General features: G+C 59.2%; 20 protein-coding genes, 1 tRNA gene and 3 pseudogenes. 3 read left to right on the top strand and 21 right to left on the bottom strand.

Annotation, left to right across the window (positions count from 1 at the left end; genetic code table 11):
• Positions 1-8: 8 nt before the first annotated feature.
• The 8 genes from selA to FYJ44_RS01455 all read right to left on the bottom strand — a co-directional run bounded on the left by selA (position 9) and on the right by FYJ44_RS01455 (position 9,641).
• Positions 9-1,430: an L-seryl-tRNA(Sec) selenium transferase gene (selA, locus tag FYJ44_RS01490; RefSeq protein WP_154508469.1), complete on the bottom strand. Its 1,422-nt coding sequence runs from the start codon at positions 1,428-1,430 to the stop codon at positions 9-11.
• Positions 1,427-2,731, bottom strand: coding sequence for a bifunctional folylpolyglutamate synthase/dihydrofolate synthase (locus tag FYJ44_RS01485; protein WP_154508467.1), 1,305 nt, complete (start codon positions 2,729-2,731; stop codon positions 1,427-1,429). The genes selA and FYJ44_RS01485 overlap by 4 nt, the downstream gene beginning before the upstream one ends.
• Before the next feature lie 32 nt (positions 2,732-2,763).
• A complete protein-coding gene (locus tag FYJ44_RS01480) occupies positions 2,764-4,182 on the bottom strand; it encodes an amino acid permease (protein ID WP_326833657.1) in 1,419 nt (472 codons plus the stop codon).
• Positions 4,183-4,294: 112 nt separating this feature from the next.
• Entirely contained in the window at positions 4,295-5,479 is a 1,185-nt protein-coding gene (locus FYJ44_RS01475) for an FtsX-like permease family protein (protein ID WP_154508465.1), read from the bottom strand.
• Positions 5,476-6,153 carry an ABC transporter ATP-binding protein gene (locus tag FYJ44_RS01470; protein ID WP_154508463.1) on the bottom strand — a complete coding sequence of 226 codons (678 nt, stop codon included), beginning with the start codon at positions 6,151-6,153 and terminating at the stop codon, positions 5,476-5,478. The genes FYJ44_RS01475 and FYJ44_RS01470 overlap by 4 nt, the downstream gene beginning before the upstream one ends.
• The gene (locus tag FYJ44_RS01465) at positions 6,150-6,638 is read right to left on the bottom strand and encodes a hypothetical protein (RefSeq protein WP_154508461.1); all 489 of its coding nucleotides are present in this window, start codon (positions 6,636-6,638) and stop codon (positions 6,150-6,152) included. Before FYJ44_RS01465 ends, FYJ44_RS01470 begins: the two co-directional genes overlap by 4 nt.
• Before the next feature lie 102 nt (positions 6,639-6,740).
• Positions 6,741-8,468, bottom strand: coding sequence for an alkaline phosphatase (locus tag FYJ44_RS01460; protein ID WP_288956730.1), 1,728 nt, complete (start codon positions 8,466-8,468; stop codon positions 6,741-6,743).
• Positions 8,469-8,513: 45 nt separating this feature from the next.
• Positions 8,514-9,641: a twin-arginine translocation signal domain-containing protein gene (locus tag FYJ44_RS01455; RefSeq protein WP_154508457.1), complete on the bottom strand. Its 1,128-nt coding sequence runs from the start codon at positions 9,639-9,641 to the stop codon at positions 8,514-8,516.
• A gap of 155 nt (positions 9,642-9,796) precedes the next feature.
• On the opposite strand from FYJ44_RS01455, the gene FYJ44_RS01450 reads away from it, so the two are divergent.
• The 3 genes and pseudogenes from FYJ44_RS01450 to FYJ44_RS01440 all read left to right on the top strand — a co-directional run.
• A tRNA-Arg gene (locus FYJ44_RS01450) sits at positions 9,797-9,873 on the top strand.
• A 388-nt stretch (positions 9,874-10,261) separates the two neighbouring features.
• Positions 10,262-11,183: pseudogene (locus FYJ44_RS01445) on the top strand (IS481 family transposase).
• A 248-nt stretch (positions 11,184-11,431) separates the two neighbouring features.
• Positions 11,432-11,729, top strand: a pseudogene (locus tag FYJ44_RS01440) (flagellin); the annotation flags it as partial.
• A gap of 224 nt (positions 11,730-11,953) precedes the next feature.
• Here the strand turns inward: FYJ44_RS01440 and FYJ44_RS01435 are convergent.
• From FYJ44_RS01435 to FYJ44_RS01375, 13 genes and pseudogenes are all read right to left on the bottom strand, one after another.
• Positions 11,954-13,696 carry an AAA domain-containing protein gene (locus FYJ44_RS01435; RefSeq protein WP_154508456.1) on the bottom strand — a complete coding sequence of 581 codons (1,743 nt, stop codon included), beginning with the start codon at positions 13,694-13,696 and terminating at the stop codon, positions 11,954-11,956.
• Complete coding sequence (locus tag FYJ44_RS01430) at positions 13,615-14,163, bottom strand: AAA domain-containing protein (protein ID WP_229772451.1); 549 nt, start codon at positions 14,161-14,163, stop codon at positions 13,615-13,617. Before FYJ44_RS01430 ends, FYJ44_RS01435 begins: the two co-directional genes overlap by 82 nt.
• Position 14,164: 1 nt before the next feature.
• Positions 14,165-14,734, bottom strand: coding sequence for a hypothetical protein (locus tag FYJ44_RS01425; protein WP_154508454.1), 570 nt, complete (start codon positions 14,732-14,734; stop codon positions 14,165-14,167).
• 323 nt (positions 14,735-15,057) lie between these two features.
• On the bottom strand, positions 15,058-15,285 hold the full coding sequence (locus FYJ44_RS01420; protein ID WP_154508453.1) for a hypothetical protein: 228 nt from the start codon (positions 15,283-15,285) through the stop codon (positions 15,058-15,060).
• Positions 15,286-15,413: 128 nt separating this feature from the next.
• On the bottom strand, positions 15,414-15,584 hold the full coding sequence (locus tag FYJ44_RS01415) for a bacteriocin-type signal sequence (protein ID WP_154508452.1): 171 nt from the start codon (positions 15,582-15,584) through the stop codon (positions 15,414-15,416).
• A 43-nt stretch (positions 15,585-15,627) separates the two neighbouring features.
• Positions 15,628-17,067: pseudogene (locus tag FYJ44_RS01410) on the bottom strand (putative sulfate exporter family transporter).
• A gap of 492 nt (positions 17,068-17,559) precedes the next feature.
• A complete protein-coding gene (locus FYJ44_RS01405; RefSeq protein WP_154508451.1) occupies positions 17,560-18,078 on the bottom strand; it encodes a HyaD/HybD family hydrogenase maturation endopeptidase in 519 nt (172 codons plus the stop codon).
• An 86-nt stretch (positions 18,079-18,164) separates the two neighbouring features.
• Positions 18,165-18,863 carry a Ni/Fe-hydrogenase, b-type cytochrome subunit gene (gene cybH, locus FYJ44_RS01400; protein ID WP_154508450.1) on the bottom strand — a complete coding sequence of 233 codons (699 nt, stop codon included), beginning with the start codon at positions 18,861-18,863 and terminating at the stop codon, positions 18,165-18,167.
• 207 nt (positions 18,864-19,070) lie between these two features.
• On the bottom strand, positions 19,071-20,879 hold the full coding sequence (locus FYJ44_RS01395) for a nickel-dependent hydrogenase large subunit (protein WP_154508449.1): 1,809 nt from the start codon (positions 20,877-20,879) through the stop codon (positions 19,071-19,073).
• Positions 20,880-20,891: 12 nt separating this feature from the next.
• The gene (locus FYJ44_RS01390) at positions 20,892-22,010 is read right to left on the bottom strand and encodes a hydrogenase small subunit (RefSeq protein ID WP_154508448.1); all 1,119 of its coding nucleotides are present in this window, start codon (positions 22,008-22,010) and stop codon (positions 20,892-20,894) included.
• A 202-nt stretch (positions 22,011-22,212) separates the two neighbouring features.
• Entirely contained in the window at positions 22,213-22,734 is a 522-nt protein-coding gene (locus tag FYJ44_RS01385; protein ID WP_229772438.1) for a DUF305 domain-containing protein, read from the bottom strand.
• Between the two features lie 1,166 nt (positions 22,735-23,900).
• Positions 23,901-25,496, bottom strand: a complete 1,596-nt coding sequence (locus FYJ44_RS01380) for a (Fe-S)-binding protein (RefSeq protein WP_154508446.1) — start codon at positions 25,494-25,496, stop codon at positions 23,901-23,903.
• An 11-nt stretch (positions 25,497-25,507) separates the two neighbouring features.
• A complete protein-coding gene (locus FYJ44_RS01375) occupies positions 25,508-26,449 on the bottom strand; it encodes a respiratory nitrate reductase subunit gamma (RefSeq protein ID WP_154508445.1) in 942 nt (313 codons plus the stop codon).
• Positions 26,450-26,617 lie beyond the last annotated feature (168 nt).

Here is a 26,617-nt window from a genome sequence, read left to right as displayed (position 1 = left end):
CTTTTCGGCTATGAGGTATGTTTGTTGTCCGCCACATGCAGCGCCGTTTGCAGGGCGCGCAGCAGCGGCGGGTATTCATTGCTTTCCAGGGTGCGCGGGTCCAGGCAGAAATGATCGTCCTCCAGACGGCCCAGCAGGGGCGGATCCGTGTCCAGCAGGGCGTTTTTCAGGGCCGTGGCGCTGAGCCGCGCGGGCTTGAGGCAGACCAGGCTGGTGGGCAGGTCATACTGGGGAAAGGCTCCCCCACCCACGCGCGAGACGTCCGGGCGCACGCTCACGGCGCAGGCCTCGCCCAGGGCTTTGCGCAGCCGGGCGGCCAGGGCGCGGGCGCGTTTGGCCAGTTCTTCGGGCCGCAGGCAGATGCGGCGCAGGGTGGGAATGCGCTCGCGGGCTTTGTCCGGGTCCAGATAGAGGCGCAAGGTGGCTTCCAGAGCGGCCAGACAGAGTTTGTCGCAACGCAGGGCGCGGGTCAGGGGATCGCGCTTCAGCGTGTCCACCATCTCCCTGCGTCCGGCGATGATCCCGGCCTGGGGGCCGCCCAGCACCTTGTCGCCGGAAAAGGTCACCAGATCCGCGCCGCCTGCCAGCACCGAGGGCACGGTGGGCTCGTTGGGCAGGCCGTAGGGAGAGAAATCCATGAAACTGCCGCTGCCCAGATCCTCAAAAAGCGGCAGGCCGCGCCCGCGCGCCAGAGACGCCAGTTCCGGCAGAGGCACGGCAGCGTGAAAGCCCACGATGCGATAATTGGAGGTGTGCACGCGCAGCAGGGCGCGGGTGTTTTCATTGATGGCCGCCGCATAGTCACGTAGATGGGTGCGGTTGGTGGCTCCCACCTCGCGCAATCGCGCGCCGCTTTTTTCCATGACTTCCGGGATGCGGAAGCTGCCGCCGATCTCCACCAGCTCGCCGCGCGAGACGATCACCTCGCCGCCCTTGCAGAAGCCGTCCAGCATCAGCAGCACGGCGGCCGCGTTGTTGTTGACCACCAGTGCGGCCTCGGCTCCGCTCAGGCGGCAGATCAGTTCTTCCACCAGCTCGTAGCGGCTGCCGCGCCCGCCGGTGCCCAGATTGAGTTCCAGATTGCAGTAGCCCCCGGCGGCCAGGGCCACAGCCTGCCGGGCCTCCTCGGCCAGCACCGAACGCCCCAGGTTGGTATGCACCACCACGCCCGTGGCGTTGAGCACGGGCCTGAGCCGGGGCCGCAGTCCGGCGCGGACATGGGCCAGCAAGTCAGGCAGTTGGGCGTCCAGGCTCAATCGGGCGGCCTCGCGGCAGTGTCCGGCGCGGATGTCCTCCCGCCGGGCGTCCCAGAACGCGGTGACCAGCTCGCGCAGCAGGACGCGCGGGGCCGCTTCCAGTTCGGGATCAGCCCCGGTCAGGGCGTCCAGGCAAAGGTCCGTGGCGGGAATGGCGCGGAAGAGTTCGTTCATGGCAAGGCCTTTGGCGGCGCGGCCGCCGACAGGTGTGGAAAGAGGGTGAAAAATTCGGCCAGCAGATAAAGGGAGCCGGTCAGCAGTATCGGGCGCTCGGGGGCCGTGCCTTCCACGCGGCGCGCGGCGGCCAGGGCTTTCGGCAGCGCGCGTGGCCCCGCCAAGGGCACGGCCGTGGCCGGGGGCAGGCTGTCGCAGGCCGCGGCCACCTCGCGGACATCGGCGGCGCGCGGATTGTCCAGGGCGGGGATGAACAGGGGGGCCGCGCCCAGCCGGTGCTTGAGCATCAGGGCCGAGGTGCGCCAGTCCTTGTCGCCTAGGCAGGAGAAAACGGCACCGGCGGGGCGGACGCCAGACTGTTCCAGATAATCCAGCGCCCGCAGCAGGGCGCGCATGCCATGGGGATTGTGCGCGCCGTCCAGCAGCAGGGCCGGGTAGTCCTCTGTGCCGGGCACGCTCTGCAAACGGCCCGGCAAAAAAGCGCGGGCCAGGCCTTCCGCCTGAGCGGCCGCATCGTCGGCCTGTCTGTCCAGCAGCGGGGCCAGCTGCCGCCAGGCCGTAAGGGCCAGCCCGGCGTTGACCATCTGATGCGGCCCGGCCAGCCCAAGACGGGGAATCCACGCGGCGGACAGGGCTTCGGCCTGATACAAGGGCGCATTATGGGCGCGCGCGGCTTCTTCAAGGCAACGCGCGGCCTCGGGGAATTGCGGGGCCGTGCAGAGCGGGACCGGGCCGCGCACGGCGGCGGCCTTGTCCCCGGCGATAGCCGCGAGGGTGGGACCCAGAACGTCCTTGTGGTCCAGGGCGATGGGCGCGTAACAGAGCAGGTCGGCGGCCACGGCGGTGGTGGCGTCGTGGCGTCCGCCCAGCCCGGCTTCCAGCACGGCCACGTCCACGCCTTCTTCCCGAAAGAGCAGCAGGGTCAGTACGGTGAGAAATTCAAAATAGGTCAGGCCGCCGGGTGGGGGAGCCACAGCCATGATCGCGTTGGCGTGCGCGGTCCAGGTTTCGCCGGGCAGGGGCTGCCCGTTCACGCGGATGCGTTCCTCGGGCGAGACGAAATGCGGCGAGGTGTACAGGCCGGTTTTGCAGCCGTGGGCCGCGCAGAGCGAGGCCAGAAAGGCCGCAGTGGAACCTTTGCCGTTGGTGCCCAGAATCTGGACCACCGTGAAGGGGGGGCGGGTCAGATCCAGAGCGGCCAGGGCGCGGCGCATGCGGTCCAGGCGCATGTCCATGTGGAAAAGGCCGAGGCCGTCCAGATGGGCCAGCACTTCCTGAAAATTGTGGAACATCGTGCTCATGGCCGCCACAGTATCCGAAAGCGGGCCGCCTGTCAGCGGGGGCGGGAGGGTGTCTCCCGCGCCGCGCCCCGGCGTTTTTCACGCGCCTTTTTCAGCCGGAAGCCCGCGTACAGCACGGCCAGCCAGAGCGGCAGCGCGAAAACCGCCGGGCGGGTGCCGTCCAGCCGGGTCATCAGCGCCAGCACCAGCGCCAGAAAGGCCAGGCAGAGGTAGTTCAGCCAGGGGCAACCCGGCGCGCGGAAGCTGTCTTTTTCGCCCTGGCCGCGCGCGTCGCGGATCCGGCGGAAGCGGATGTGGGTCAGGGCGATCATGCCCCAGGTCAGCAGGGCCGCGGCCGTGGCGACGGAGACCACATAGAGGAAGACCTGGCCGGGAAAGAGCCAGTTGAGCAGCACGATGACGGCCGTACAGAGCGCGGAGAACAGTGTGCCCAGATACGGAGCGCCCTGGCGGTTGAGCCTGGCGAAAAAGGCCGGGGCGTTGCCCTGCCGGGCCAGACTGTAGAGCATGCGCGCGTTGCTGTAGGCCCCGCTGTTGTAGACCGACACGGCGGCGGAGAGCACCACCAGATTGAGAATGCCTGCGGCCGCCGGAATGCCCAGACCGGAGAAGATCAGCACAAAGGGGCTGCCCTCCATGCCCACCTTGTTCCAGGGATAGAGAATCATGATCACCGCCAGCGCGCCGATATAGAAGAGCAGGATGCGGCGCAGCACCTGGCGGATGGCTCTGGGCAAGCTTTTTTTCGGATTGTCGGCCTCCCCGGCGGTGACCGCGATGAGCTCCGTGCCGCCGAAGGAGAACATGACCAGCACCAGAGAAAGCAGCATGCCCGAGAGGCCGTGCGGGAAAAATCCGCCGTGCGCCCAGAGGTTGGCGAAGCCCGGCCCGTTGGCTCCCTGCGGATCATGTCCCGCGTTGAGCAGAACCAGTACCGCGCCGAGGCCGATCATGCCGATGACGGCCGCCACCTTGACCAAGGCGAACCAGAATTCCAGTTCGCCGTAGAGCCGCACCTGGATCAGGTTGACGGCCGTGACCCCGGCCAGTACCAGAAAGGCCGTGAGCCACTGCGGGAAATCCGGCAGCCAGTAATTGACGTAGATGCCCACCACCGAAAGTTCGGTCATGCTCACGGCTACGTAGAGGAACCAGTAGTTCCAGCCCGAGAGAAAGCCGGGGAATTCACCCCAGTAGGCATAGGCGAAATGGCTGAAGACCCCGGCCACGGGCTCGGCCACGGCCATTTCGCCCATCATGCGCAGGATCAGCCAGATCACGGTTCCGCCCAGCAGATAGGCCGGCAACACGGACGGTCCGGCCAGGGAAATGGAAGCGGCGGAACCGTAGAACAGGCCGGTGCCGATGGCCCCGCCCAGCGCGATCATCTGGATATGCCGGTTTTTCAGGCCGCGCCGCAGTTCCTTTTGCCCTTCGTGCCCGTGTTCCACGCCGTCCTCCTTGCCGTTCAACGTGCCGGAACTGTACAGACAATCGTCGTGGGCGGCAATGCGGGGAGGGACTCTCCAGGCGGGAGCACAGTATGGGAACGCCGGACTCCGCTCACTCCCGCAAGGCCGCGGCCACGGGAATGCGCCAGCAGCTTACGGCAGGGAGCAGGGCGGCCAGACCGCCCAGGCCCAGGGTCAGGCCGAAGGTCAGCAAAAAGTCGGCACCGAGGCTCACGGGCGCGAGCACGCCGGTCTGTTGGGCGAAAAGCTGTGCGGCCCAGCAGGTCAGGCCATAGCCCAGAACCAGGCCCAGCAGGCCGCCCAGGGCCAGCAGCAGGGCCATTTCCAGCCAGAGAGCCAGGGCCCCGTAGCCGCGTGGCGCACCCAGGGCCCGCAACACGGCCAGAGTCGCGCGGCGGCGGGGCAGGCCCGCGAACACCGCCATGAGTACCCCGGACAGCACGGCGGCCTGGGCCAGCCAAGCCATGCCGCTGAGCAGGCTTTGCACATCTCCCAGCACGTTATAGAGGCGCAGCAGCACTTCCGCCGGGAACAGGGCCACGCTGCGCTCCGTGCGCAGGGCGGCGCGCAGACGGTAGGCGCCGGCCACGGAGCGCGGTTTGATCACCAGGGCGGATACGGCCCCGTCGTGCGCGGCGTGCGCATGGTTTTTTTCTTCTTCAGCGTGCTCCTCGTCGTGTTCCGCCGGACCGTGCGCGTGCATGGCCCGCACTGTGGCGGCGGGCACCAGGATGGCACGGTCCCAGGGCGTGCCCGTGGGCGGCAGTTTGCCGCGCACGGTGTAGGCCATTTTATGCACATCCGTGGGGGACAGGGCCGCCGCGCCGTGCGTGCCGTGAAATTTTTGGCCCGGCTCCAGCGGCACCAACGCGCCTGCGAACGCGTCCGTGGCGTCGGCGAAATGGCCCGCGCCCTCCAGAAATACCTCTTCCACGCCCGCGATGGGGTGTTTTTGCCAGGTATCGCCCAGCAGAATGGGGGAAAACCAGGCCACGCCCGGATCATGGGCCACGCTTTCGACCACGTCGCCGCTGAGCAGGGGCAGGGGCGTACCGTCCAGATAGACGGCCGAAAGCACCAACTGGCTTTCACTGCCGGGCGCGCCCGCCAGCAGGTCGAATTTGTCCGCCGCCGCTGTGGCTCCCCGGCGCAGAGAGGGTTCCAACAGGGAAACCGACGTGCCCAGGCCCACGGCCACGGCCACCAGCAGCAGCGTGGCCAGGGAGACCAGAGGAAAACGCCGCAACGAGGCCTGAACGACGGGCAGGGGATTCATGCGACCTCCTTGAGTCGGCCCTGGTCCAGCCGGACGCAGTGGTCCAGACCGGCCATGAGCCGGGCGTCGTGGGTTACGCAGATCAGGGCGCTGCGCCGTTCCCGGCAGAGTCCGCGCAGCAGGTCCGCCACCTGGTCGGCGTTGGCCGCGTCCAGGCTGGCTGTAGGTTCGTCGGCGAAGAGCAGGCGGCAATCGTTCATAAAGGCTCTGGCCAAGGCCACGCGCTGCATTTCTCCGCGCGAGAGCTTCTCCACCCGCGTGCGCGGCGCGGCGATGCCCAGGCGGTCCAGCAGTTCCACCGCCTCGCGGCGCCGCCCCCGCGGGGTACGCCAGCCCCGGAAGGTCTGGGGCAGCAGTACGTTGTCCAGCGCGTTCAGGCCGGGCATGAGCTGGAAATCCTGAAAGATCATGCCCGCAGCGCCCGCCCGCAAGGCGTCGCGCCGGGTCTCGGACAGGGCGTAGATATCTTCTTCGTCCCAGAAAACCCGTCCGCCGGAGGGCGGCAGCAGACCGGCCAGCACATGCAGCAGGGTGGTTTTGCCGCCGCCCGAGGGGCCGCTGACGGCCAAGGATTGCCCGGCCTCCAGGCGTAAGGTGTCTATTTCCAGCAGGAACCGCTCCCGGCGGCCTTCGCGCAGGCACAGGCGCAGATTTTCGGCATACAGGGCGCTCATAGCCGCGAAATCCTGGTTTTGGTCAGCCGCAGCAGGCTGACGAAGCCGGTTTGCGGGTCCGTGGCCGAACCCACTTCCAGTATGCCTTCGGCGGCAATGGCCTCGTTGTTCTGCACAAAGCGCTGGCCGTCGTCCATGTAGGCCACGATGATGTCCGAGGGCCAGTCGGCCTCGGAATTGCAGAAGGGGCAGAGCGACACCGGTTGGCGGGTAAGGACGAAAAAGACGCTGTCGGCCTTGAGAGGCGGGGCCATAAAGCCCTTGATCCGTACTTTTTTGCCGTTCAGGGCCTTGAGCTTATCGGAAAATTCCATGCCCAGCACTCCTTGGGCGGCGTATATTTCGTCAAAGCCCAATTCCGTCGCCCCGGCGTCCAGAGCCCGGACATGGGGCGCGGCGGCGAGAAAATGCGCCAGCCAGAGCACGGTCAAAAACGGCGCGAGCAGGGGGGCGAGCCAATGAAGAAAATAACGCAGGCCTTGCATTGCTGATTCCGTGGTTATGGCCGGGGCGGTATGGGAAATCCGCCCCGGCCCTGTTCAGGGTAAGCCTCCGCGTTCAGGAGGAGAGGAGGAAGGAATGGTTTTTCAGCGGCCCAGGCCCAGCGCCTTGGCCATGAGCTTGAAGACCTCGGTATTTTCCAGATAGCCGTGGAAGTTTTCGGCGGTGGGCCCCTGGGCATGCAGCAGCAGGTCGTCCACGGTATGCACTCCCTGGGCCTCGTCGCGCGGCAGCACGCCGGGCCTGAATTCCGCGCCGGGCGCATCCTTGTAGGCCGCGTTCGCCACATAGCGGCCGTTTTCATCCTTCACGGCCGGGACAAAGGGGTTGTCCAGCTTGGGGGCGAAGGTTTCGTAATAATCCGGCGTGGCCCCGAAGAACACGGCCAGACGCTTGGGCGGGTTCACGCTGTCCGGGTAACCGTCGCCGTCCTTGTCCTCATAGAGCGGATATCCGGCCTTGCCGTAGGTGCCCACCTTTTCCCGCATTTCCGTGCCGGGCAGACGGTCGTCCACCGTGCCCGCCACGCTGATGGAGTGGGTGTGGTCGCCGGTGACGACGAGCAGTGTGTCAGGATGCGTTGCGCAGAACTCACGGGCCATGGCCACCACCTTGTCGAACATGATGGTGTCGTAAACGGAGCGCTCCCAGTCCAGAGGATGCGAGTATTTGTCCACCAGCCCGGCTTCCAGTACCAGCACGAAGCCTTCCGGATTGCGGGAAAGCACGCCCAGGGCCGTGCGGGCCATGTCCGTGAGGTCGGGCTGATCCGGGAACTTGGACACAGTGCCTTTTTTCAGGAATTTGCGGTCCAGCGCGCCGTCCATGTTGCCGGGATGAAACAGGCCGAGCACGCGGTTCGCATCCTTGGGCAGAGCCTGCAATTCTTTGTTGGAGGTCGCCAGGACATAGCCGTCGTCCTTGAATTTCCGGATGTAGTCGATGTCGTCCTTGCGCTTGGAACCCGGCACGCTCTTGGGTAGGAAATAGGCCGCGCCGCCGCCCAGCAGAACGTCGGGTTTTACCTTGTGGAACATCTCCACGATGGCGGCCTTTTCCGCGCGTTTGCGGGTATGGGCCACCACGGCTGCCGGGGTGGCGTCCTCCACTTCCGCGTCGGAGACCACGCCCAGGGATTTTTTGCCCGTGCGGCGCAGAATCTCGCCCAGGGTTTCCTGTTTGGGGTCGTCAAAAGGATCGGGCGTTCTGTCCGCGTAGACGCCGATGGCGTTGACGCTGGATTTGTGGCCCGTGGTATAGGCGCTCATGGTATTGGCCGAGTCCGCGGCGATAGAATCCACGCTGCCCGTGCCCACAAAGGCCAGGTGCGGCATGTCGTCCATAGCCAGTCGGCCGTTGTATTTGCCCTCGGTCATGCCCTTGGAAAGCAGGCGGGCGGCGGTCCGGTGCCCCACGCTCAGGCCGTCGGCGATCAGCAGAATCACGTTTTTGGCCTGGGGCTTGCCGGTGGCATAGACCGTCCAGGTCACGTTTTGGCTCTCATTGCCGCCCTTGGCTTCCACGGTATAGGTTCCGGCGGGCAGGCGCGCGTCGCGGATCAGCAGGGCCGAGCCCTTGCCGTCCTCGTCGGTCACGAATTGCGGTTTTTTGCCCAGCACTTCCCCGGCGTCCTTGCCGTTGATGGTCAGACGCGCGCTGTCGGCATCGGGCAGGCGCGAGTCGAATTCCACCTTGATGTCAAAGAGGCCGCCGGAGAGAATTTCCGCATTGTTCAGGGGGTAGACGGTGGCGGCCTGCGGCGCTGCGGGCAGGCAAAGGGCCGCGGCCAGCAGGACCGGAAGAACTTTGTTCACGGGGATCTCCTTCAAAAAATGGTTGAAAGTGGTGAACGGCATGGCTCAGGCGCGACGCACGATGCTTTCGGTTACCCGTGCCACGCCCTTGGGGCCTTCGGTGACAAGGACGCCGTAGAGGCGCATGATGCTGGCCTGGGAATAGACGTAGTTGCGCAACTGATTGAAGGGCGCGCCGTCGAGGTCCGTGCCGGACAGGCCGTAGCGCTCGCGGGCCACGTCGCGCAACACGGGCGTGAGCCACTGGGCCGCAGGCACGGAAAGCACAAAGTCATGGTCCCCGAGATGGACCAGAAAACCTTCGGCGCGGCGGGGCAGGGGCAGGCTTTTGCCGCCCGGGGCCAGCAGGTCGGCGCGCACCGGGTCCACGCCCGCCAGCAGGGCGGCGGCTGTGATCCAGCTCACTACCTGGGCCTCGTCCTTGTCCGTGCCGGGGTGCGTATGGGCACAGGCCTGGGCCACCACCACTTCGGCGGGCAGCTTGCGCTTGATGCTTTCGGCCACGCTCAGCACATGGTGTTCTCCCGTGGCGGCCAGGGGCTGCTCCGTGCGACAGGTTCCGTCCGTCTGCCACTGGAAGACCCAGGGCTTGTGCAGGTCATGCAGCAGTTGGGCGGCCAGGGCCACGTCCATGTCCGGCTGCATGCCGAAGATGCGGGCGTAATCTTCGCCCAGGGCGCGGGTGGCGCGCACGTTGAAGGCCACGTGAGTGACCAGGCCGCCGGGATAGGCGTGGTGGCTGTTCCAGCCGCTGCCCGGCGCGGAGGAAAAAGGCTGCGGCGCGCGGTCTGTGGTGGCCAGGGGCGGCAGCAGGGGCGCGTCGACCTTGGCTTGACGCAGCCCGGCGTCGATCAGGGCTTCGGCGGCGGCCCGCTGATCCAGCCCGGCGGCCAGGGTGGGGGCCGGATTGTCCAGAATGGCGATCACGGACGCACGCAGCCCGGCGTCGCGGATGCTGTTGGCGGCGTCGCGCAGATCCTGCCAGGCGGCGGTCACTGTGTCCGAGACGGCGGCCATGTCCTGCGGGGACAGGCTCCGGCATTGCTCCAGGCTGATTGTTTTAACGGTCGCCGCTCCGGCGGAGGCGGGCGCGCCGAGCAGACCGGCGCCGCAGACAAAACCGGCAGCGGCGGCGTATTTGAGGAAATCCCGGCGAGTGGAGGGTGAAGGCATATCTGCTCCTTGGCAAGCGTTGTGGAATGAGCACACGCTAGCCGCGAGACATGACGGAATAGTGATGGAGGCGTGACATTTTACGTATCTTGACGCGGTGGGCCGCCGTCTCTATAGTGAGCGCGAAAATGGCGGTCTGTCCGCCGACCTGGCCTGCGCCCATAGCTCAGATGGATAGAGCAGGAGCCTTCTAAGCTCTTGGTCGGGGGTTCGATTCCTCCTGGGCGCGCCACATGGGAATATTGGTCCGCGACTGACGTTGCGGGCCTTTTTTATAGGTGAAAAACTCCTGCCAAGTGGGGAGTTCCAAAAAGGCGAAGCCGATATCTGTCAAAAAGAGGCTCTCCTTTGCCTCATGAAAGTTGTCCTGATTTGCGTAGCAGCAAAGGAGAGCGAAAATGGACGATCAAAGTTTAGAGACACGCGTTTGAATTGCAGATACCATGCTGTATTTACACAAAAATTCAGACGCAACATTATCTATGACAAATACAAAAAGAGATTTTTGTGATATTAAGAAGATAGTGTGAGCACGCGAAGATTGAGATATGAAAAGCACATGCCTGCGTAACTTGTGTGATTCATAGACATCGTTTCAATTCCCCGGTACTTTTCCCTCAATGGAAAAAGAAGTTCGACAGCGTCTTCAATGGGTAAGGCTTTGCGGAGAATCTGGGGATGCCGGGCTTGTTTGTCGGTGTTGCGGAATTTCGCGTCCGACTCTGCGTAACTGGCGCAGGCGGTATCAGGCCCAAGGCATTGATGGCCTGAAGAGTCAAAGCCGACGACCGCACAGTTCTCCTGCTGCCAAGATAGGGCCTGACCACGTAGAGCTTATTGGGGAACTGCGAGAGAGGCGTATTTGGGAGCCAGACGCATACAAAGCGAGCTGAAACGGCTCCATGACATATCTCTTTCCGTTGCCTCCATTCACAAGGTTTTTTGCCACCATCTGGTAAAGCCTCTGGTAACATATCGCCGCAAAAGCGATTTCACACATTACCAGCGCCCGATTCCCGGTGAGCGGGTGCAAATGGATCCTGCAAAATTGCTCACGGCCTGTATCAATATACCGCCGTGGACGACTGTACCCGTTATCGTGTCTTGCGGGTCTATGCCCGCCGGACTGCGAACAATACCTTGGATTTCCTTGATTGCGTCCCTGAGGAAATACCCTTTCCCATTCAACGCATACAGACGGATCGCGGCCGTGAGTTTTTTGCCGTTATCGTCCAAGAGCGCCTAAAGCGCTATGGAATCAAGTTTCGTCCGAACAAGCCAGCCTCGCCACATTTGAACGGGAAGGTCGAGCGCTCGCAAAAAACGGATAAGATTGAGTTCTACAGCACCATCGACCTGTCATCGCCCGAACTTGATATGCTTCTGGCTGAATGGCAGCACTACTATAATTGGGAGCGTCCCCACAGTGCCCACAGCGGGAAAACCCCTATGGAGCGATACTGCGAATTGATGGAGCAAACGCCACTATCTGAAGAGGTAGCGGACGACTATCATCCGGAGCGGGAACACATCCAGGAATAAAATTACAGGCTGGAGCTTCAACTCAGAAAATTGAAACGATGTCTATGAATCACACACATAAATAGTCCGGTAAATGAAGACCTCATTTTTTTATTGCCGGATATGGCAGAGTTGCATTTCGGGCAGACTGGACGGATATGCCCGGTGGGACTGGCGGCCCAGGCCCTCTGCCTGCAGGTGATCCGGTTCATCCTCCTGCCCCTTTCCTACCTGATCCAACTCTTCCTGTTCCCCAAGGCGACGTCATTTCCATCAAGACCCAAGGCTTGGCGCAGTCGGCCCTGGAGCGGCTCGACGGCGCAATGGTCAAAAAACAACATCCGCGCTCATCTTGGCGCGATGCAAAACAGGTTTGAAAATACCGTTACCAATCTCTCCATTCAGGCGGAAAACCTGCAAGCTGCGGAATCGCGCATTTCCGGTGTGGACGTGGCCTTGGAAATGACCGAGCTCATCCGCAGCCAGATCCTCACTCAGGCGGGCACGGCCATGCTCGCGCAGGCCAACGCCATACCGCAGATGCTGGCGGGCTTGCTGCGTGAATAGGGCGTAGCTTTACCTTTTCCAGGAGAAACATGACTCCTCCATCATGTGAAAACGCCGGGAAAGCCATGAGCTTTCCCGGCGTTTTCATTATAGGCTTTAGCCAGTTGAGCGCACGTAGTGCGCGAAACAAGCAAGCATCGCTTGGGACGGTTTTGACTTTCAGCTCCCCACCGTATCGGGTAATTTCAAGATTATCGGTAGGCCTGACACAGTATCAAATTGTTTTAAAACGACTCTATTTCATCAAGTTTCGTTCGTATCTTAGTCATCTCATTACTGCCATTTGTGGGTAAACGCAAAAGAGGCACGCCATATTTGTTCAATATAGATTGTTTAACTGCATCTCTCTTAAGCTGCACAGGATTGTTTTCATGGTATTCAAAACCATCAACTTCTATCGTTAGAACACATTTTTTATCTTGTCTATTATAGATTACAAAATCTATAAAAGCGCGATTGTTGATAAAATCAATTTCACGTTTATCAAGCAGGTCTGTATTTTTTATTATATTCCTTAAAAGAATTTGGCTGGTTACATAGTAATGCATATATTTGGGCTCTGAAAGAATATCTTTCAGGGCAGTATACATAATATTCTCAGACTGAAACTTTGAAATATATAATAATTTTGATTTTAATACCTTCAATTTGTCTGAGTAATTTCTATAAAGTAAATCAAAAATAGAAACGACCTGGCTTTTGATTATATGTTCATCCAAAGTATTATATTGAATATAGCGCAAAAGTTCACGGACATGGTGTCCATGTCTCTGGAACAATTCATCGTCCGTTACCAGTATGAACTGCTTCTGCGCTCGTGAAACCGCAACATTCACCAGGCAAGCATCATCAACGAAGCGGAGCCCTTTTTTCCCGTTACATGTATTATTCAAAACCGTGCTCATAATTATTACATCATTTTCACGACCCTGAAATTTATGGACTGTGTCGTTTTTGATGTCATCAGGAAGATGCGCGCGGGCTTTTTCTACCTGTTTCCGATAAGGAGTGGCAACGCCTACGTCATCTGAGGCCAGATTTACATTTTGCAGAACTTCTTCTTTGATGACATCCAACTCTCGCTGATTATAGAGTCCGTTGCCTTCTCCATGCGTAACTGCACGCATGTGGTTGCCCCTGCTCGTTTTATACAGAATGAGGGGGACTTGGCAGCAATCTGGGTCAGTGAAGGGAATTAATTCACCATCATAATACTTCTGGTTGCAAAACTGGATAATTTGAGGGTGGCATCGATAATGTTCTTTCAGAATAACTCTGGGTATATCTTCAGGATAAAGGCAAATAAATGAAGATAATATGCTCTGCTTAAAATATTCGTACCCCTGAGGGATATTCCAATCCACCATAGTATCTTTAATGCTTTTATCCACAATTTGCGGTAATTGCTTTAAGTCGCCGACAATGATCAGATTTTTGCAGCACGAAAGAGCAAGAACTCCGGAAAGGAGATCAACCTGGGAAACTTCGTCTATTATGATGTAATCGAGTAAGTAGTTCGGTGGGATTGAGTTGCGTATGGAATGATTTGTGCTGAGAACAATGGGATAGTATCGGGTAAACTTTTCGTAGTCAGTTTGGTACTGATCGGCGAAAAAAGCCGGTTGCTCCAAATTACCGTGTGAAAGAAACAGTTTTTTCTGAAATATCCGCTCGGAGATACGTTGATGCTCATCTTGCAGAGCCTTAAAAGAGCTCTTTTCCAAATGTTCTGAAAGGACTTGGCACTCTTCTTCCAGCTCGCGGATTTTTAAAGAGTAAAACCGTCTCTGCAGGTGTAAAAGATAGTCTACTTCGGAGGCTTTCAATTTGCCGAAACGAAATTCTCTGTATTTGAACAGCAGTTTAAGCTTATGCAGGAATTTTCTCACTGACTGAAGCTTCTCTTCAAGGGTCGCGTCCGCCAAATATTCAATAATCTGACCGGAAGAGCGTGTATAGAAAGGCATTTTTTCAATATGTTGTAACTGCTGCGCCGCGAATATTGCTCAAAATGCCGCTGCTCAAGCCGATATGCGGCCAATTCCTGTCTCAACTGAGCCCGCCTGTTATCGTCCGCCAACAACCGGGCCAAAATCTGATTCATCTCCTTAACTCTGTTTTGCAACTCTGGAAGGCTGTCTTTGTGATTCCATGCCGCAACATCAATGGTAGGCAGATTATGGAAAAAATCCTGTCGTTTTTCCGCACGGCCCAAATCCGCAATCAGAAAGCCGAATTTTTGCTTGTTCAGTTTATCTTTGATATTTTTAACGGCTTCATTGTTGAACGAGACTATACCGACGCTTTTGCCCATGACGGTCGTCAAATTCGCCAGAATATTCAGTATGGTCTGGGTTTTTCCCGTGCCGGGCGGCCCTTCTATTATGGATATGGAATGCGTAAGGGCTTTTTCCACGGCGGCTTTTTGGCTCAGGTTAAAACGAAAAGGGAAAATGATCTCTTCCAGCGGCGCTTCTGTCTTGTTTATTGGACTCCGGTTTCAAATAAGCGGCGAGCGCGCTTTCCGGATGAATGAAGTCAAGCTTGGCGTATACTTTCGCCAGAAAGCTACTGCCATTCCCGGTTTCATGAGGATTGGACATCGTCGGTTTGGTTCGTCCGGCAATGGTGCGCAGATAATCAAATATCTTTTGTCCCTCAGGCGACAAATCGGCGGATTCGGATACCGTAAACTTGCTCTCTGGCGCGCTGAAATCCTTACCGTTTTTTTTGACTACGTATAAAAAGCTGTGGCTATCATTCGCAAACAGAAGGATTCTCTCAAAGTCTATTACCGGAGCCCCTCTGTAAAAAATATATTTGCCTTTGCTGGCGTATGGCTGGGGAGTCAGGACGGCGGCATTCGTCTTGCTATATTCATATTGACGGCCATTACTGAAAGTTATCAGATGGTTACCGCGCTCTTCATCAAATTTGTAATCTTCAATGGAGGAAGTTTTATCCTCTCCCTTGCATACGATCATGATCTCTCTGGGATTCAGCATACTGAACCTCTTATCTCCGGCAAAGTAGAACCGTTTCATCCGGCTGCAAAGCATATTACATAAAATATTTACTTTTATATATCCAAGCCGATGTTTACGCCATCAATAATTTGCCGTTTCGATCGCTGACTGTGAGGCCTCACTTTTATAATTTAAGAATATTATCTGTTATATTAATATGTTATATGGTTTGGTTCTATTCCACTGAGTGTGCCAAACATAATAGTGGTCTCCGTCAGATTCTCGGGCTGTTTTTTCCCGAAATTCTTCCGCTGTCATCCAGTGGCTACTTTTAGTGGACGCAAGTCCCTGCCGAAGTTCTGTCAGGCTTTGTCGTCTTCCAGGGGCATGGCTTCCCAAGCTTCAAAATCATAGAGGCTTGTGCCCGGATTTTTAGCGCAGGCCGAGGTATGGTCGTAAGTCTCCACCACCGGCCAGTGGGTGACACGGCCAAGGGCCTCCTGAAAGGAAGCGGCCTCAATGATCTGGCTGCGGCTGATTGTAAGATTTTCGTTAGGCCCCGCGATATAATGCACTCGGTATTGCGGCATTGTTTTTCCCTCGTTGTTGGGGCGGTGTGTGGGCCGCCGGAAATTGTTTGGATCAGAATTTCATAGGAAGAGCGGGAATACGCGTTGGCGTGTTCCCGCTCTTTTCAATTACAGATGCAAAGGGTTTTCTAACTGTGAGCGCCCGGGAAGAGATAACTCACGAACCAGAGCACGACAAGCAGGGTAACGCCCAGCCCCCAGCTCCAGTGGATGAGCTTCAGTTCCGTCTCATCCAGGGGTTCATATTCCATTTTCTGCACTTCTTCCTGAAATTTCATGTCGTTCTTGTCTTCAGACATATTCTGGCTCCTTATGAGGCTGAAACCTCTTGGATGAAACGCGTTAGCCGGCCATTACGGGCGGGGTCATGCCGTGGAAGAACGCCCACGAGATGAACAGGCCGATCCAGATGATAAAGCCGAACAGGCAGATGATGTAAACGACAGCCAGCTTGCCGATGCCTTCCTCCATCAGCTTGCGGAAGTTGGAAACCATGCCGATGGTGAAGAAGGTCAGCGTGAAGAAGATGGTGCGCAGGGGGCCGAGCGTGCTGATCACGCTCTTGCCCATGGCGGCCAGTTCCTTGGACTGCAGGCAGATGATCAGCATGATTGCAAAGGTGCCCACATAGCCCAGCACGAAGCGCGGGAAGCGCGCCCACACGTCGCCGAAGGTCATGGTGCGCTCGCCCCTGGTCTTGTCAAACTTGGCGGCCCAGACCCAGGCCAGCACAAAAGCCCACACGCCGATGAAGATGTCAATGAAGATCTTGACCGTGGTCGTGACCATGGTGATCCAGCCGGATTCCCACATGATGCCGGATTCCATGGCCTTGGCGCGGATCAGCGCGTCGGTGATGGCGCCGCTGGCGATGGCGCCGCCGTCGGACTTGACCGCCAGGCCCATCCAGCCGCCGGCCACCATGGGCTCGTTATGCAGGAAGTAGGAGGCCACGAAGGGCAGCACCAGCATTTCAATGCAGGTGAAGACCACGATCAGCGAGGAGACCATGATCGGCACCACAGGCCGGGCGCGAATGGCGCTGCCCGTGGCGATAGCGGCGGACACGCCGCAGATGGAGATGCCGGAGGCCATGGGCACGGCCCATTCCTTGCTGAATTTGAAATACTTGCGGGCAATGTAGTACACAGTGGCCCAGTAGATCAGATAGGCTTCCACAATGGCGCAAAGACCGCGGAAAATGATGTGGCCGGCATAGCCGGAAGCGCCGGCGGCCTTCACGCCCAGTTCCGCGCCGAGCACCACGATGGCGATCTTGACGAAGAGCTCGGGACGGCAGGCGTCACGCAGTTTTTCCGCCAGGGCGGGGAAGAGGTTGCTGATCAGGATGCCCGCGATCAGCGCCACGATGAAGCCCGCTTCGGTGGTCAGGCCGATGGACTAGGTGATGCCGAATTTGGCCTGCTGGTTGGGCGTGGCCGCGATGTGCGCGTTGGCGCCCAGCATGAAGAAGAATTCAGAGATGAAAAAGACGATAGTGAAGGCCAGCACAAAGCGGCCCACATTGGCTCCCAGGCATTTGATGCCCACGGCGAGCACCGCGGTCATGGCCGCCCAGGTCAGCACAAGCGAGGCGACGCCGGAGAGTCCGCTGTATGCTTTGTTGGTCACCGAGAAGGCATCGCCCATGTTCGTCCACATGTTGGTCTTGAGCACCCAGCCCAACACATCGACGCCCCAGAGATTCAGGGCGGCCAGGATGAAGACAAAGCAGCCGATAAAGAGGGCTACGCTGTCTTCGGTCAGTTTCTTGTTAGCCATAAACCATCCCTCCTAGAAGTACAGACCCGGGATCCGGCTCCACCCGTCGGCGGAAACCTCCCTATGCCAGATGTCCGGCAGTACGTCGACAACTCGGCGCGCGTCGGGCAGAAAAGCCTTGCTATCGCTGTGCCTCAATCATTCCTGAGGCGGTGTTTTTCCCGTTATGTATCTGGAACCCTTTCGGACACAGCGGGCCTATCAAAGCTGCTTGCGGCTGTCAATAGTATAGCTGTAAATTTAGTTATGTAAAACGATATTGTGTTGTTTATGGCTATTTGGAGGCTGTCGGCATTGTAAATTTGTGCTGTTGCTGTCCTTTTTGGGGGTTGACGGTGAGTTTGTGCATATTTTCTCAATCTAATTACAGCCCATATCTCCTTCAATCTGGCCGAGTTGGCGGATTTTACAGGCGCAACGTATTCCCTTAGTTTTCTACTTCTCTATTCGGTTCATGCCGCACGTTTAGGCGCGGCTGGATCAACGCCCGCTTCAGAGCTGGGCCAGCACAGGCGCTGAGAGATGACGGGGCCGCGCGCGGCGGACGGGTTCAATGCCCCAGCGGCGGAGCAGCGCCAGCGCCTGGTCCGTCGCTTTGGGCAGCGCCTGTTCCACTGCGGGCGAGCAGTGCGCGCCCAAGGTCATAACCGCCGGCTGCACGCCCAGCAGGGCGCAACGCCGCGGCAGGGCGCCGCGCAGGGCCGCCAGGCCCAGCACTTCGGAAAAGCTGTTCTGGTGCGGGCCGACCTTCTGAGCGGTGATATAGGCCGGAACTTCCTCGCGCAGGGTCAGTTCTCCTTCCTCAAGGCCAAAATCCACGGCGTCCAGCACCAGCAGGCTGTCCGCCTCCTCCACGAAGGTAAGCAGCGTTTGCCCCTGCGTGCCGCCGTCCACCACGCTGACGCCTGGCGGAAAATCCCAATGGGCGTACAGATGCTGTGCCAGACGCACGCCAAAGCCTTCGTCGCCGTAGAGGAGATTGCCGAGTCCCAGAATGACTGTTTTTTCCATATCTGTTCCTTATCGCGTTTCCGGCCGGTTCCCGCGCGTAACTGCATGGAACCGGCCGGTCGTTGGCGGATTCTGTATCGTTGGGGTCAGCGCCGACGACGCTCCCTGAAGCCGCTGAACATGGCGGAAACCAGGGTGGTCTTGCCCATGATTTCCTCGCGGATCACCATGTACACGTGCACGGTGACGAAGGTCACCAGCAAAAGCATGCCCAGTCGGTGCAGGCTGCGCAACTCCTGTCCGTTGCCGCCCACCCCGTACATCAGGTCCAGCATGAAGAGGAAGGGCCTGAAGAGGGCCGACTGGGAGCTCTCGGCATACATGCCCAGACCGCTGAGCATGATGACCAGCATGAAGACCATGCCCATGGCCATGCCCGCCTGGGCCAGGGGATTATGCCCCACATAGGCGCGCGGCTCCTTGTCCAGGAAGAGATACCAGCGGACGTCGCTCCACAGACCTCCCCACCAGGACTTGCGCCAGACCGGCAGGATAAGAAGTTCCCGCGAGTATTTGTTGCCGATCAGGGCGTACAGGTAGCGCAGCACCGTACTGATGACCAGGGTGAAGCCCGCGATGAAGTGGGCCATACGGGTGTAGCCCATGTAAAATGTGTCATAGGGCTGTCCGGTGACGGAATGCCAGGGTTTGCCGATGATGTAGCCTGTGACGATCAGCACGCTGACGCAGGCCACCATGGTCCAGTGCCAGATGCGGATGGGCAACTGGTAGACATAGACCGACTTGCCCACAGGTTCCAGCACCTTGGTGTCGTTGTCGTTCATGACGTATTCTCCACAACTCCGTGCCGCTTTGACGCGGCGCCGGAGGTTCAGAGCGGTTCCACATCGAAAATGCGGGCGACTCTGTCTGCACTATAACTTCGCTATTGAAAATATCCTATTTTCAATGGCTGCGCTGCCCGTTTGCCGGGGAAAAACGCGTTTTTTCCTTGTTCTTGGGCGCGTTTTGCGTTTGAAATGCAAAATGTTCTAAAATCCCCGGTCCACGCGCACGGTCAGCAGGTCCGAGCCGTCGGGCCCGATGATGTGGGTGGCGCAGGCCAGGCAGGGATCGAAGCTGTGCAGGGTGCGCAGAATTTCCAGCGGCTGCTCGGGAATGTCCATATGGGTTCCCATCAGCGCGGCCTCATACGCGCCCAGCTGGCCCTTGGGACCGCGCGGGGCTGCGTTCCAGGTGGTGGGCACAATGCACTGATAGCGTTCGATCTTTCTGTTCTTGATCACTATCCAGTGTCCCAGAGCGCCGCGCGGGGCTTCGGTAAAGCCCACGCCGCGCACCTCGCCTTCCGGCCAGGTGTCCGGGCTCCAGTTTTTGGTATTGGCCGTGGAGGTGTTGCCGTTTTTCAGATTGGTCACCAGTCGGTCATAGAAGTAACGCAGTTTTTCGGCGGCCCAGGCCAGCTCCAGCGAACGGGCCGCGATGCGGCCCAGCGTGGACTGCAGCACCGTGACCGGCGCGCCCAGACGGCCGCAGAAATCATCCACCATCCCCTTGATGGCGTCGTCTTTTTTGGCGTAGCCCACCAGCACGCGGGCCAGCGGGCCCACTTCCATCTGATTGCCGCGCCAGAGCGGGGTTTTCAGCCAGGAATAGCGCGCCTGCTCGTCCACCTGCTTAAGATCTGTGGGCGTGCCCTTGATGCCGGGACCGGGTTGATAGTTGGGGTCGGTGACGCCGTCAAAGGGATGCAGGCCCACCTTGCCCTGGGGATAGTCATACCATGAGTGGTTGACGCTCTCCTGAATTTCATCCGGGTCTGTGAGGTTGACGGGCAGGACTTCCTCAAAGTTGCCGTTGATAATCGCGCCGCGCGGCAGCAGGAGGCTTTTGTCCGAAAAGTCGTTGGCGATATCCGGAATGGCCCCGTAGGCCAGCACCGAGAGTTTGGACAGGCCGCTGCCGATGCCGAGCCAGTCCTTGTAGAAACCCGCCAGGGCCAGGGTGTCGGGAATCACCACCTGTTGGGCGAAGACCCGGCAGCGCTCGATGACCTGGAGGATGTACTCCAGGCGCTCCTGGTTGATGACGTCGGCCGCGCCGTAGGCGTCCAGGTTCAGGGAACAGGGTACGCCGCCCACCAGCCAGTTGGGATGGGGGTTCTTGCCGCCGAAGATGGTATGGATGTGAATGACGTCCTTCTGGAAGTCCAGGGCTTCCAGATAGTGGGCCACGACCATCAGATTGGCTTCGGGCGGCAGTTTGTAGGCCGGATGGCCCCAGTAGCCGTTGGTGAAAATGCCGAGGTTGCCGGATTCGATGACCTTGAGCAGCCGGTCCTTGACCGATTTGAAATAGCCGGGCGAGGAATTGGGCCAGGGCGAGAGCTTCTGGGCCAGGGCCGAGGCAGCTTCCGGATCGCCCTTGGAGGCCGAGACCACATCCACCCAGTCCAGACCAGCCAGATGGTACATGTGCACCAGGTGGTCATGGTACATCAGGCAGAGCTGCATCATATTGCGGATGATGTTGGCGTTGTCCGGGATGTCGATGCCCAGGGCGTCTTCCACGGCGTGCACCGAGGCCAGGGCGTGGGTGCCGGTGCAGACGCCGCAGATGCGTTCCACAAAGGCCCAGGCGTCGCGGGGGTCGCGTCCTTTCAGGATGATCTCGATGCCGCGGAAGATGGTGCCGCAAGACACCGCGTTGGTGATGACGTTCTGTTCGTCCAGATTCACCTCGCAGCGCAGATGCCCTTCAATACGGGTGACCGGGTCCACCACGACGCGGCGGCCCGCGTCAATAACTGTATATCCTTGCGTGGTATATTCGTAGGCCATGGATATGATTCCTTAGCTGTTTGAGTCGTTGGTGTCGGCAGAGACGGAAACGCCGTCGGCCTTCTTTTCGGGACAGCGGGCGTGACGGACCATGCTGGCCACGCCGTGCACGGCCACGCCGGCGGCCACACCGGCCACGGCGGCCACGCCCACGGTCTCGGCCGTGGCGTTGGTGCCGAAGTGCGGAATGGTGGTGATGCGGTCGTAGAAGGATCCCTGATCCCAGAAATTCTGTTCCGAACAGCCTATGCAGCCGTGTCCGGACTGGATGGGAAAGGAAACGCCGTTGTTCCAGCGCGTGGACGGGCAGGCATTGTAGGTGGTGGGGCCTTTGCAGCCCATTTTATACAGGCAGAGGCCCGAGCGGGCGCCTTCGTCGTCCCAGGATTCCACAAATTCGCCGGCGTCAAAGTGAGCCCGGCGGTAGCACTGGTCATGCACGCGTTTGCCGTAGAACATTTCCGGCCGTCCCTGAGAATCCAGAGCGGGCAGGCGGTCATAGGTGATGATATAGGCCAGAATGGCGCTCATGACTTCCGGGATGGCCGGGCAGCCGGGCACCTTGAGCTGGGGTTTGTTGGGAAAGAGTTTGTGCAGTGGCGTGGCCGCCGTGGGATTGGGGTTGGCCGCCTGTACGCAGCCCCAGGAGGCGCAGGTGCCCCAGGCCACCACGGCCCTGGCGTTCTCCACGCCGCGCGTGAGCTTGTTCAGGAAGGGCTTGCCGCCGTCAATGCAGTACATGCCTTGGCCGTTCATGGGCGTATTGCCTTCCACGGCCAGAATATACTGTCCCTTGTATTTGCTGATCGCTTCGTCATAGGCGGCCGTGGCCTGTTCTCCGGCGGCGGCCATGATGGTGTCCTGGTAGTCCAGGGCGATCATGGAAAGAACGATGTCCGTAGCAAGGGGATGGGCCGTGCGCAAAAAGGATTCCGTACAGCAGGAGCAGGAAAGCCCGTTGATCCAGAGCACGGGGAGACGCGGTTTGGTGGACAGCGCCTGGGCCATGACCATATCCGAACCTGGACCAAGCCCCAGCGCCACGCTGGTGATCGCGCAGAATTTCAGAAAATCCCGGCGGCTGACGCCGCGGTTGCGCAGCATTTCAGCGGTTGTTTCAAGATGTGCCATAGTTATTCTACCTCAATACTGAATTACAACTCCAATAATGTTCGCATCAGGGCGGCCCGGAGCCGCCCGGCCCCGGCCGAGGGTGCGCGCCGTTTACCGGACGCAAGCACAGAAACCACTGCGCCGTGCGGCGCAGTGCCCCCCATTGCGTAAGCCCCTGCTCCGACAGCAGCCCCCTGCCGTCGGAACAACCCTCTCTCGTTTAGATGTTGTGATCGCCCCGGACGTTAAGCCAGACTCTGAAGGCGTGCATCTCCGCGGCCTGGGCTTCGATGATTTCCTGGCCCAGCTTGAGTAGATCCGCTTTCTGCGAATGCACAAGCACGGGCACGGTCATCGTCACCGCCATGCCGTGGTGGGGCAGCATCTGCTGCACAAACTGCACATTGGGATTGGAAGACGTATACATGTGCATCATGTTCTGCATCTCATGACGCATGGCGTCATAGGCATGTTGATCCAGCCCGCCCACATCCTTGAGCCAGGCTTTCATCTGCGCGATTTCGCCTTTTTGGGCTTTGATGATCTGCCCGGCCCAGGCGGCCACTTGCGGATCCTGCTGTTTCTTGGGCGCGGCCAGCAGGGCTTCGGACATCTGCACCGCCCCTTCGTGGTGGGCGATCATGCCGGAAAGATAGGCCCGGTCGGAGTAGGCGACCTGGTCATGGGCCATCATCTGCCCGGCTTCCATCCGGTCAGAAGGCGTCATCGCGTGATCGCCCATATTCCGTTCCGCCGCCTGCGCGGGCAAGGCCGCCAGGAGAAGGAAAAGAAGACTTATATAGAGTATGTTACGCATGGTTAGCTCCATTAAAATAGTAAAGCTGCCTGTGCGGCTTGGCCCGGCTTCGACTTGCCGTTCCGGCCTCACGAAGCGCCCCGGCCGAACCGGGCGCGCACACGCGGCAGACCGTTTAAAATATACGTTCAGCATTCACCGTGTACAAGCGCCCACGTATTTGCCCATGAGAGGGGGGTCGGCGCGTGAGAAACGGCTATATAGAATACTGGATGTGTCGCCTTGTCAATATTTCCACGGTTTGGGCTTTTCCCAAGAAATATCCGTGAATTACCTCACTTACGCATAAAAAATACTATAGCTCTTAAGGAATAAAGGCAAGTGAAACTACCCTGGCGGCCATGGCCGACGCATTTAATTTCAGTTTTGCCGGTCTGTTATTTGCTGTGATTATCCGTCAATGCCAGCCTTGCCGGCGCTGGCGGCGTCATCCGGCGCTTTTTGCTGCTCACGGCTCTCGATGCCCGTAAGCTCGCTACGCTCGCCAACGGGCACGGCCCTTTGGGCCGCCTTCCGGTCGGTTTCCGCGCAAAAAGCGCCATTTTCCTTACCCGCGCCGAAAAATCTTGCTTCAGCCGTTGCGACGCAGGAGCTTTAGCCGTAGGCGAGCTTGTGAGCCGTACGGATAAAGACAGCACTGCCAGCTACGGCTGAAGACAGCAATGAGTTACACGAAATTGTGTCCAGGGAAGTCACTGTCGCTATCTGTAGCGATGCTGTTTTGTTCCGTAACACGGCTTCGCCGTGAACGGCTCAAGCAAGCCGCCGGCGCGGCAACGGCCGGCGCAGTTTTCAGGATGCTCCCGGCACCAGCCATCCGCCTGTGCTTCGTTCCGGCGGAGCAAAGGCGGCTTTACCTCTTTTTGCCCGTTACTGGTTTATCGAGCCAATAAATAAAGGTTTTTTAGATGTGTATGCCCTGCCCTGGCGGCAGTGTGGGGTCATCAGAGACCGTGAGGAATCAGCCCGGCGACAACCAGCGGCGACGGGTGAGGGAACGAAGAAGACGGTACGGAGCCGCGAAAAAAGGGCGTAAAAAAGGGGGGGCTTGCGCCCCCCTGAGAGTCTCCGTCGTCAGCGTACTGCGCGGACTACTCTTCGTCGCCTTCCCACTTGATAAAGCCGGGATTGGTGTTGGTCATGGCGTTGACGATCAGTTCCACCAGGCCGCCATAAGCGAAGCTGTTTTTGGAATACAGGTCGTTGTGCTCCAGCAGTTCGCGGATCTGGCCCTTGCAGTTGGAGCAGGGGGCGCAGATGTACTTCTTGGTCTCGGGTCCGAGGCAGTCCTTGAAGGCTTCGCCGATCTGCCACATCTTTTTGCGTCCGGAGATGTTGCCGCGCCATTCGTCGATGTTGTTGCGGGTCATGATGGCGAAGCCGGAACCGCCGCCGCAGCAGTAGTTGTCCACGCCGTGGCAGGGCATTTCACGGAACTGGGGCGCGATCTTGTGCAGGATTTCGCGTTGCGGCTGCACGATGCCCATCAGGCGCACCGCGTTGCACGGGTCGTGCAGAGTCACCGGGAAATCGTTGCGCGCGGGGTCGAGCTTGAGGCGGCCGGACATGACAATGTCCCGCAGGGTCACGTAGCAGGATTCGCGCGGCACCTGGTATTCAAAGGGAATCACGCGGTCGGCGATGACAGTCAGGGCCTTGTGGGCATGGCCGCATTCGCCGATGACGATCTTTTTGACGCCCAGTTCCTTGGCGGCCATCATGTGCTGCAGGGCGATGCGCGCGGTCTGGGCGTCGTCGTAGAACACGCCGTAGTTCACGCCGTCATAGGCCACAGCCTTGCTGGACAGGGTCCAGGACAGACCGGCTTCCTGGAAGATCAGGGAGAAGGCGGCGATGTTTTCGGGCCAGGCCATGATTTCGCCGGCATTGTGCAGCAGCATGATGTCCGCGCCCTGCACGTCAAAGGGGGTATGGATGCCCACGCCGGTGATTTCCGTGTAGTCCTCGTCGATGAACTCCACGTTTTCCTTGACCACTTCGGGCGTCATGCCGGTGGAAGAACCCACCTTCATCTGGTTGATGGTGCCCTTTTCGTGCAGCTCGCGGGGGTAGATGCCCAACTCCTGGCTGAACAGCTTGCGGATTTCACGGGCGATGAGGCCGTTGTCCACGCCGATGGGGCAGGTCTGGGCGCAACGGCGGCAGAGGTTGCAGCGGTAGGCCAGTTCGCCGAGGCGGGCGACGGTTTTCCAGTTCAGGCCCATGTCGCCGTAACGCCATTTGGCGAAGGGCTCTTTTTTCACATACTGCTTGTAGATGCGGCGGAAGATTTCCGAGCGGAAATTGGGCCGGTACATCTCGTTCTCGCCGGACATTTCAAAGAGATGGCAGGCGGCGGAGCAGGAGTTGCACTGCACGCAGTTGTCCATGCTGGTTTCCAGCATGGGCAGGAAGGTCCAGTTATTTTCCTTGGAGAAGAGCTTGCGCATGCCGTTGAGGAACTTGTTGACCAGTTCCTCTTCTTCCTGCTGATTTTTGGGCTTGGGAATATTCAGCACGCACACGTCGTCCAGAATACAGGCCGTATTTTCCTTCTGCTCGTCGGTGAACGGCTTCCAGGGCATGGCCTTCACGTCCAGGGTGAGCTCGGGAAGAGTATTGGGATCAATGCTGACCATCTGTCCTTCGACAGTGGAAACATCGCTCAAACGCAGATTATCTTTCATTTCGGAACTCCCTAGTCTTCTTTCTTGGGGGCTGCGGGATTGGTGGTGGCCACATCCACCCAGGTCTTGGGGCTGCCGTCGCCGGCGATATGGTCCGCGGACCAGGTCACGTTGTACTTGAGCATCTCGCCGATCTTTTTCTTGTTCTTGTCGCTGTAGTTGGTGGGTTCATCGCCCCAGCGGATGTCGTGGTACATGAAATATTTCATGATCAGATGGCCCATGTTGGTCACGGGAATCCAGATCAGCAGGAAAAAGCCCACCAGCAGATTCAGGGTGAAGAAAACGCTGGGCAGGGGCTGGAAGGTGAAGGTGAACAGATTGTGAATAAAGGTGCGGGCCAGTTCGAAGTACGAAGGATTGAAGGCCCAGGCCGCCAGCGTCAGCAGGCCGAAGAGCACGAAGGCGCCCAGGTTGAGGAAGTGTTCGGGCGTGGTGTATTTTTTCAGGCCTTCGTCGCTGCGGCGGCGCTGGATCAGGGCGATGCCGCCGCCCACGATGCAGAACGCGCCCAGCAGCACCACGGCGCTGATCACATTGCTCACGAAAATCATGAAGCCGCCTTGCGGATCCATGCCGAGCATCTGGGCGAGAACGGCCAGAATCACGATGATGGTGCCGCCCATGAGCATGTACATGCCCACATGAAAGGGATAGGTGCGCAGCCAGAGCTTCGGATTATGTTCTAGGGTAGCGTGCAGGCAAAGCACTTCCACCAGAATGCCCTTGATGTCGCCCCAGTGCGAAATGTGGCGGGGCTTGGTCCACCATTCCTTTTCTTCCATGAAGCTGCCGCCGTACGCGGCTTTTTTGACGCCTTCATGGGGCACAGGATAGAGTTCCCAGCGTACGTGCAGAGGGCTGGCCGCCATGTACGACTTGATTTTCAAGTAGGCCAGGCAAATAAAGCCGACTACCGCCAGGTAGCCCAAAATGTAGAACAGAGTGGTCATGCGTTTTCTCCCGTAAGTCAAGATGCCGCTGCATCATGGGTTTGCCGGGACATCGGCCCCGGGCCGGTGTCGCCGCAACAAGCCCGGCATACGCCTGCTTGCCTTTCAACCTCACCCCAAATTACGCACGCGCCCAGCCTCATTGTTGTGACCTGTCTTATTGGGAAT

It is taken from the genome of Desulfovibrio porci (assembly GCF_009696265.1).
GTDB lineage: Bacteria > Desulfobacterota > Desulfovibrionia > Desulfovibrionales > Desulfovibrionaceae > Desulfovibrio > Desulfovibrio porci.
The sequence above is the reverse complement of the archived record's forward strand: the minus strand, read 5'-3'. Positions and strand labels throughout refer to the sequence as shown.

Coding starts and splice junctions, on each gene's coding strand:
- FYJ44_RS01485 (WP_154508467.1), bottom strand. CDS start 2,731: ATGAGCACGATGTTCCACAATTTTCAGGAAGTGCTGGCCCATCTGGAC.
- FYJ44_RS01470 (WP_154508463.1), bottom strand. CDS start 6,153: ATGAGCGCCCTGTATGCCGAAAATCTGCGCCTGTGCCTGCGCGAAGGC.
- FYJ44_RS01435 (WP_154508456.1), bottom strand. CDS start 13,696: ATGCCTTTCTATACACGCTCTTCCGGTCAGATTATTGAATATTTGGCG.
- FYJ44_RS01465 (WP_154508461.1), bottom strand. CDS start 6,638: ATGCAAGGCCTGCGTTATTTTCTTCATTGGCTCGCCCCCCTGCTCGCG.
- FYJ44_RS01395 (WP_154508449.1), bottom strand. CDS start 20,879: ATGGCCTACGAATATACCACGCAAGGATATACAGTTATTGACGCGGGC.
- FYJ44_RS01455 (WP_154508457.1), bottom strand. CDS start 9,641: ATGCCTTCACCCTCCACTCGCCGGGATTTCCTCAAATACGCCGCCGCT.
- selA (WP_154508469.1), bottom strand. CDS start 1,430: ATGAACGAACTCTTCCGCGCCATTCCCGCCACGGACCTTTGCCTGGAC.
- FYJ44_RS01420 (WP_154508453.1), bottom strand. CDS start 15,285: ATGCCGCAATACCGAGTGCATTATATCGCGGGGCCTAACGAAAATCTT.
- FYJ44_RS01380 (WP_154508446.1), bottom strand. CDS start 25,496: ATGAAAGATAATCTGCGTTTGAGCGATGTTTCCACTGTCGAAGGACAG.
- FYJ44_RS01425 (WP_154508454.1), bottom strand. CDS start 14,734: ATGCTGAATCCCAGAGAGATCATGATCGTATGCAAGGGAGAGGATAAA.
- FYJ44_RS01475 (WP_154508465.1), bottom strand. CDS start 5,479: ATGAATCCCCTGCCCGTCGTTCAGGCCTCGTTGCGGCGTTTTCCTCTG.
- FYJ44_RS01405 (WP_154508451.1), bottom strand. CDS start 18,078: ATGGAAAAAACAGTCATTCTGGGACTCGGCAATCTCCTCTACGGCGAC.
- cybH (WP_154508450.1), bottom strand. CDS start 18,863: ATGAACGACAACGACACCAAGGTGCTGGAACCTGTGGGCAAGTCGGTC.
- FYJ44_RS01390 (WP_154508448.1), bottom strand. CDS start 22,010: ATGGCACATCTTGAAACAACCGCTGAAATGCTGCGCAACCGCGGCGTC.
- FYJ44_RS01375 (WP_154508445.1), bottom strand. CDS start 26,449: ATGACCACTCTGTTCTACATTTTGGGCTACCTGGCGGTAGTCGGCTTT.
- FYJ44_RS01385 (WP_229772438.1), bottom strand. CDS start 22,734: ATGGGCGATCACGCGATGACGCCTTCTGACCGGATGGAAGCCGGGCAG.
- FYJ44_RS01415 (WP_154508452.1), bottom strand. CDS start 15,584: ATGTCTGAAGACAAGAACGACATGAAATTTCAGGAAGAAGTGCAGAAA.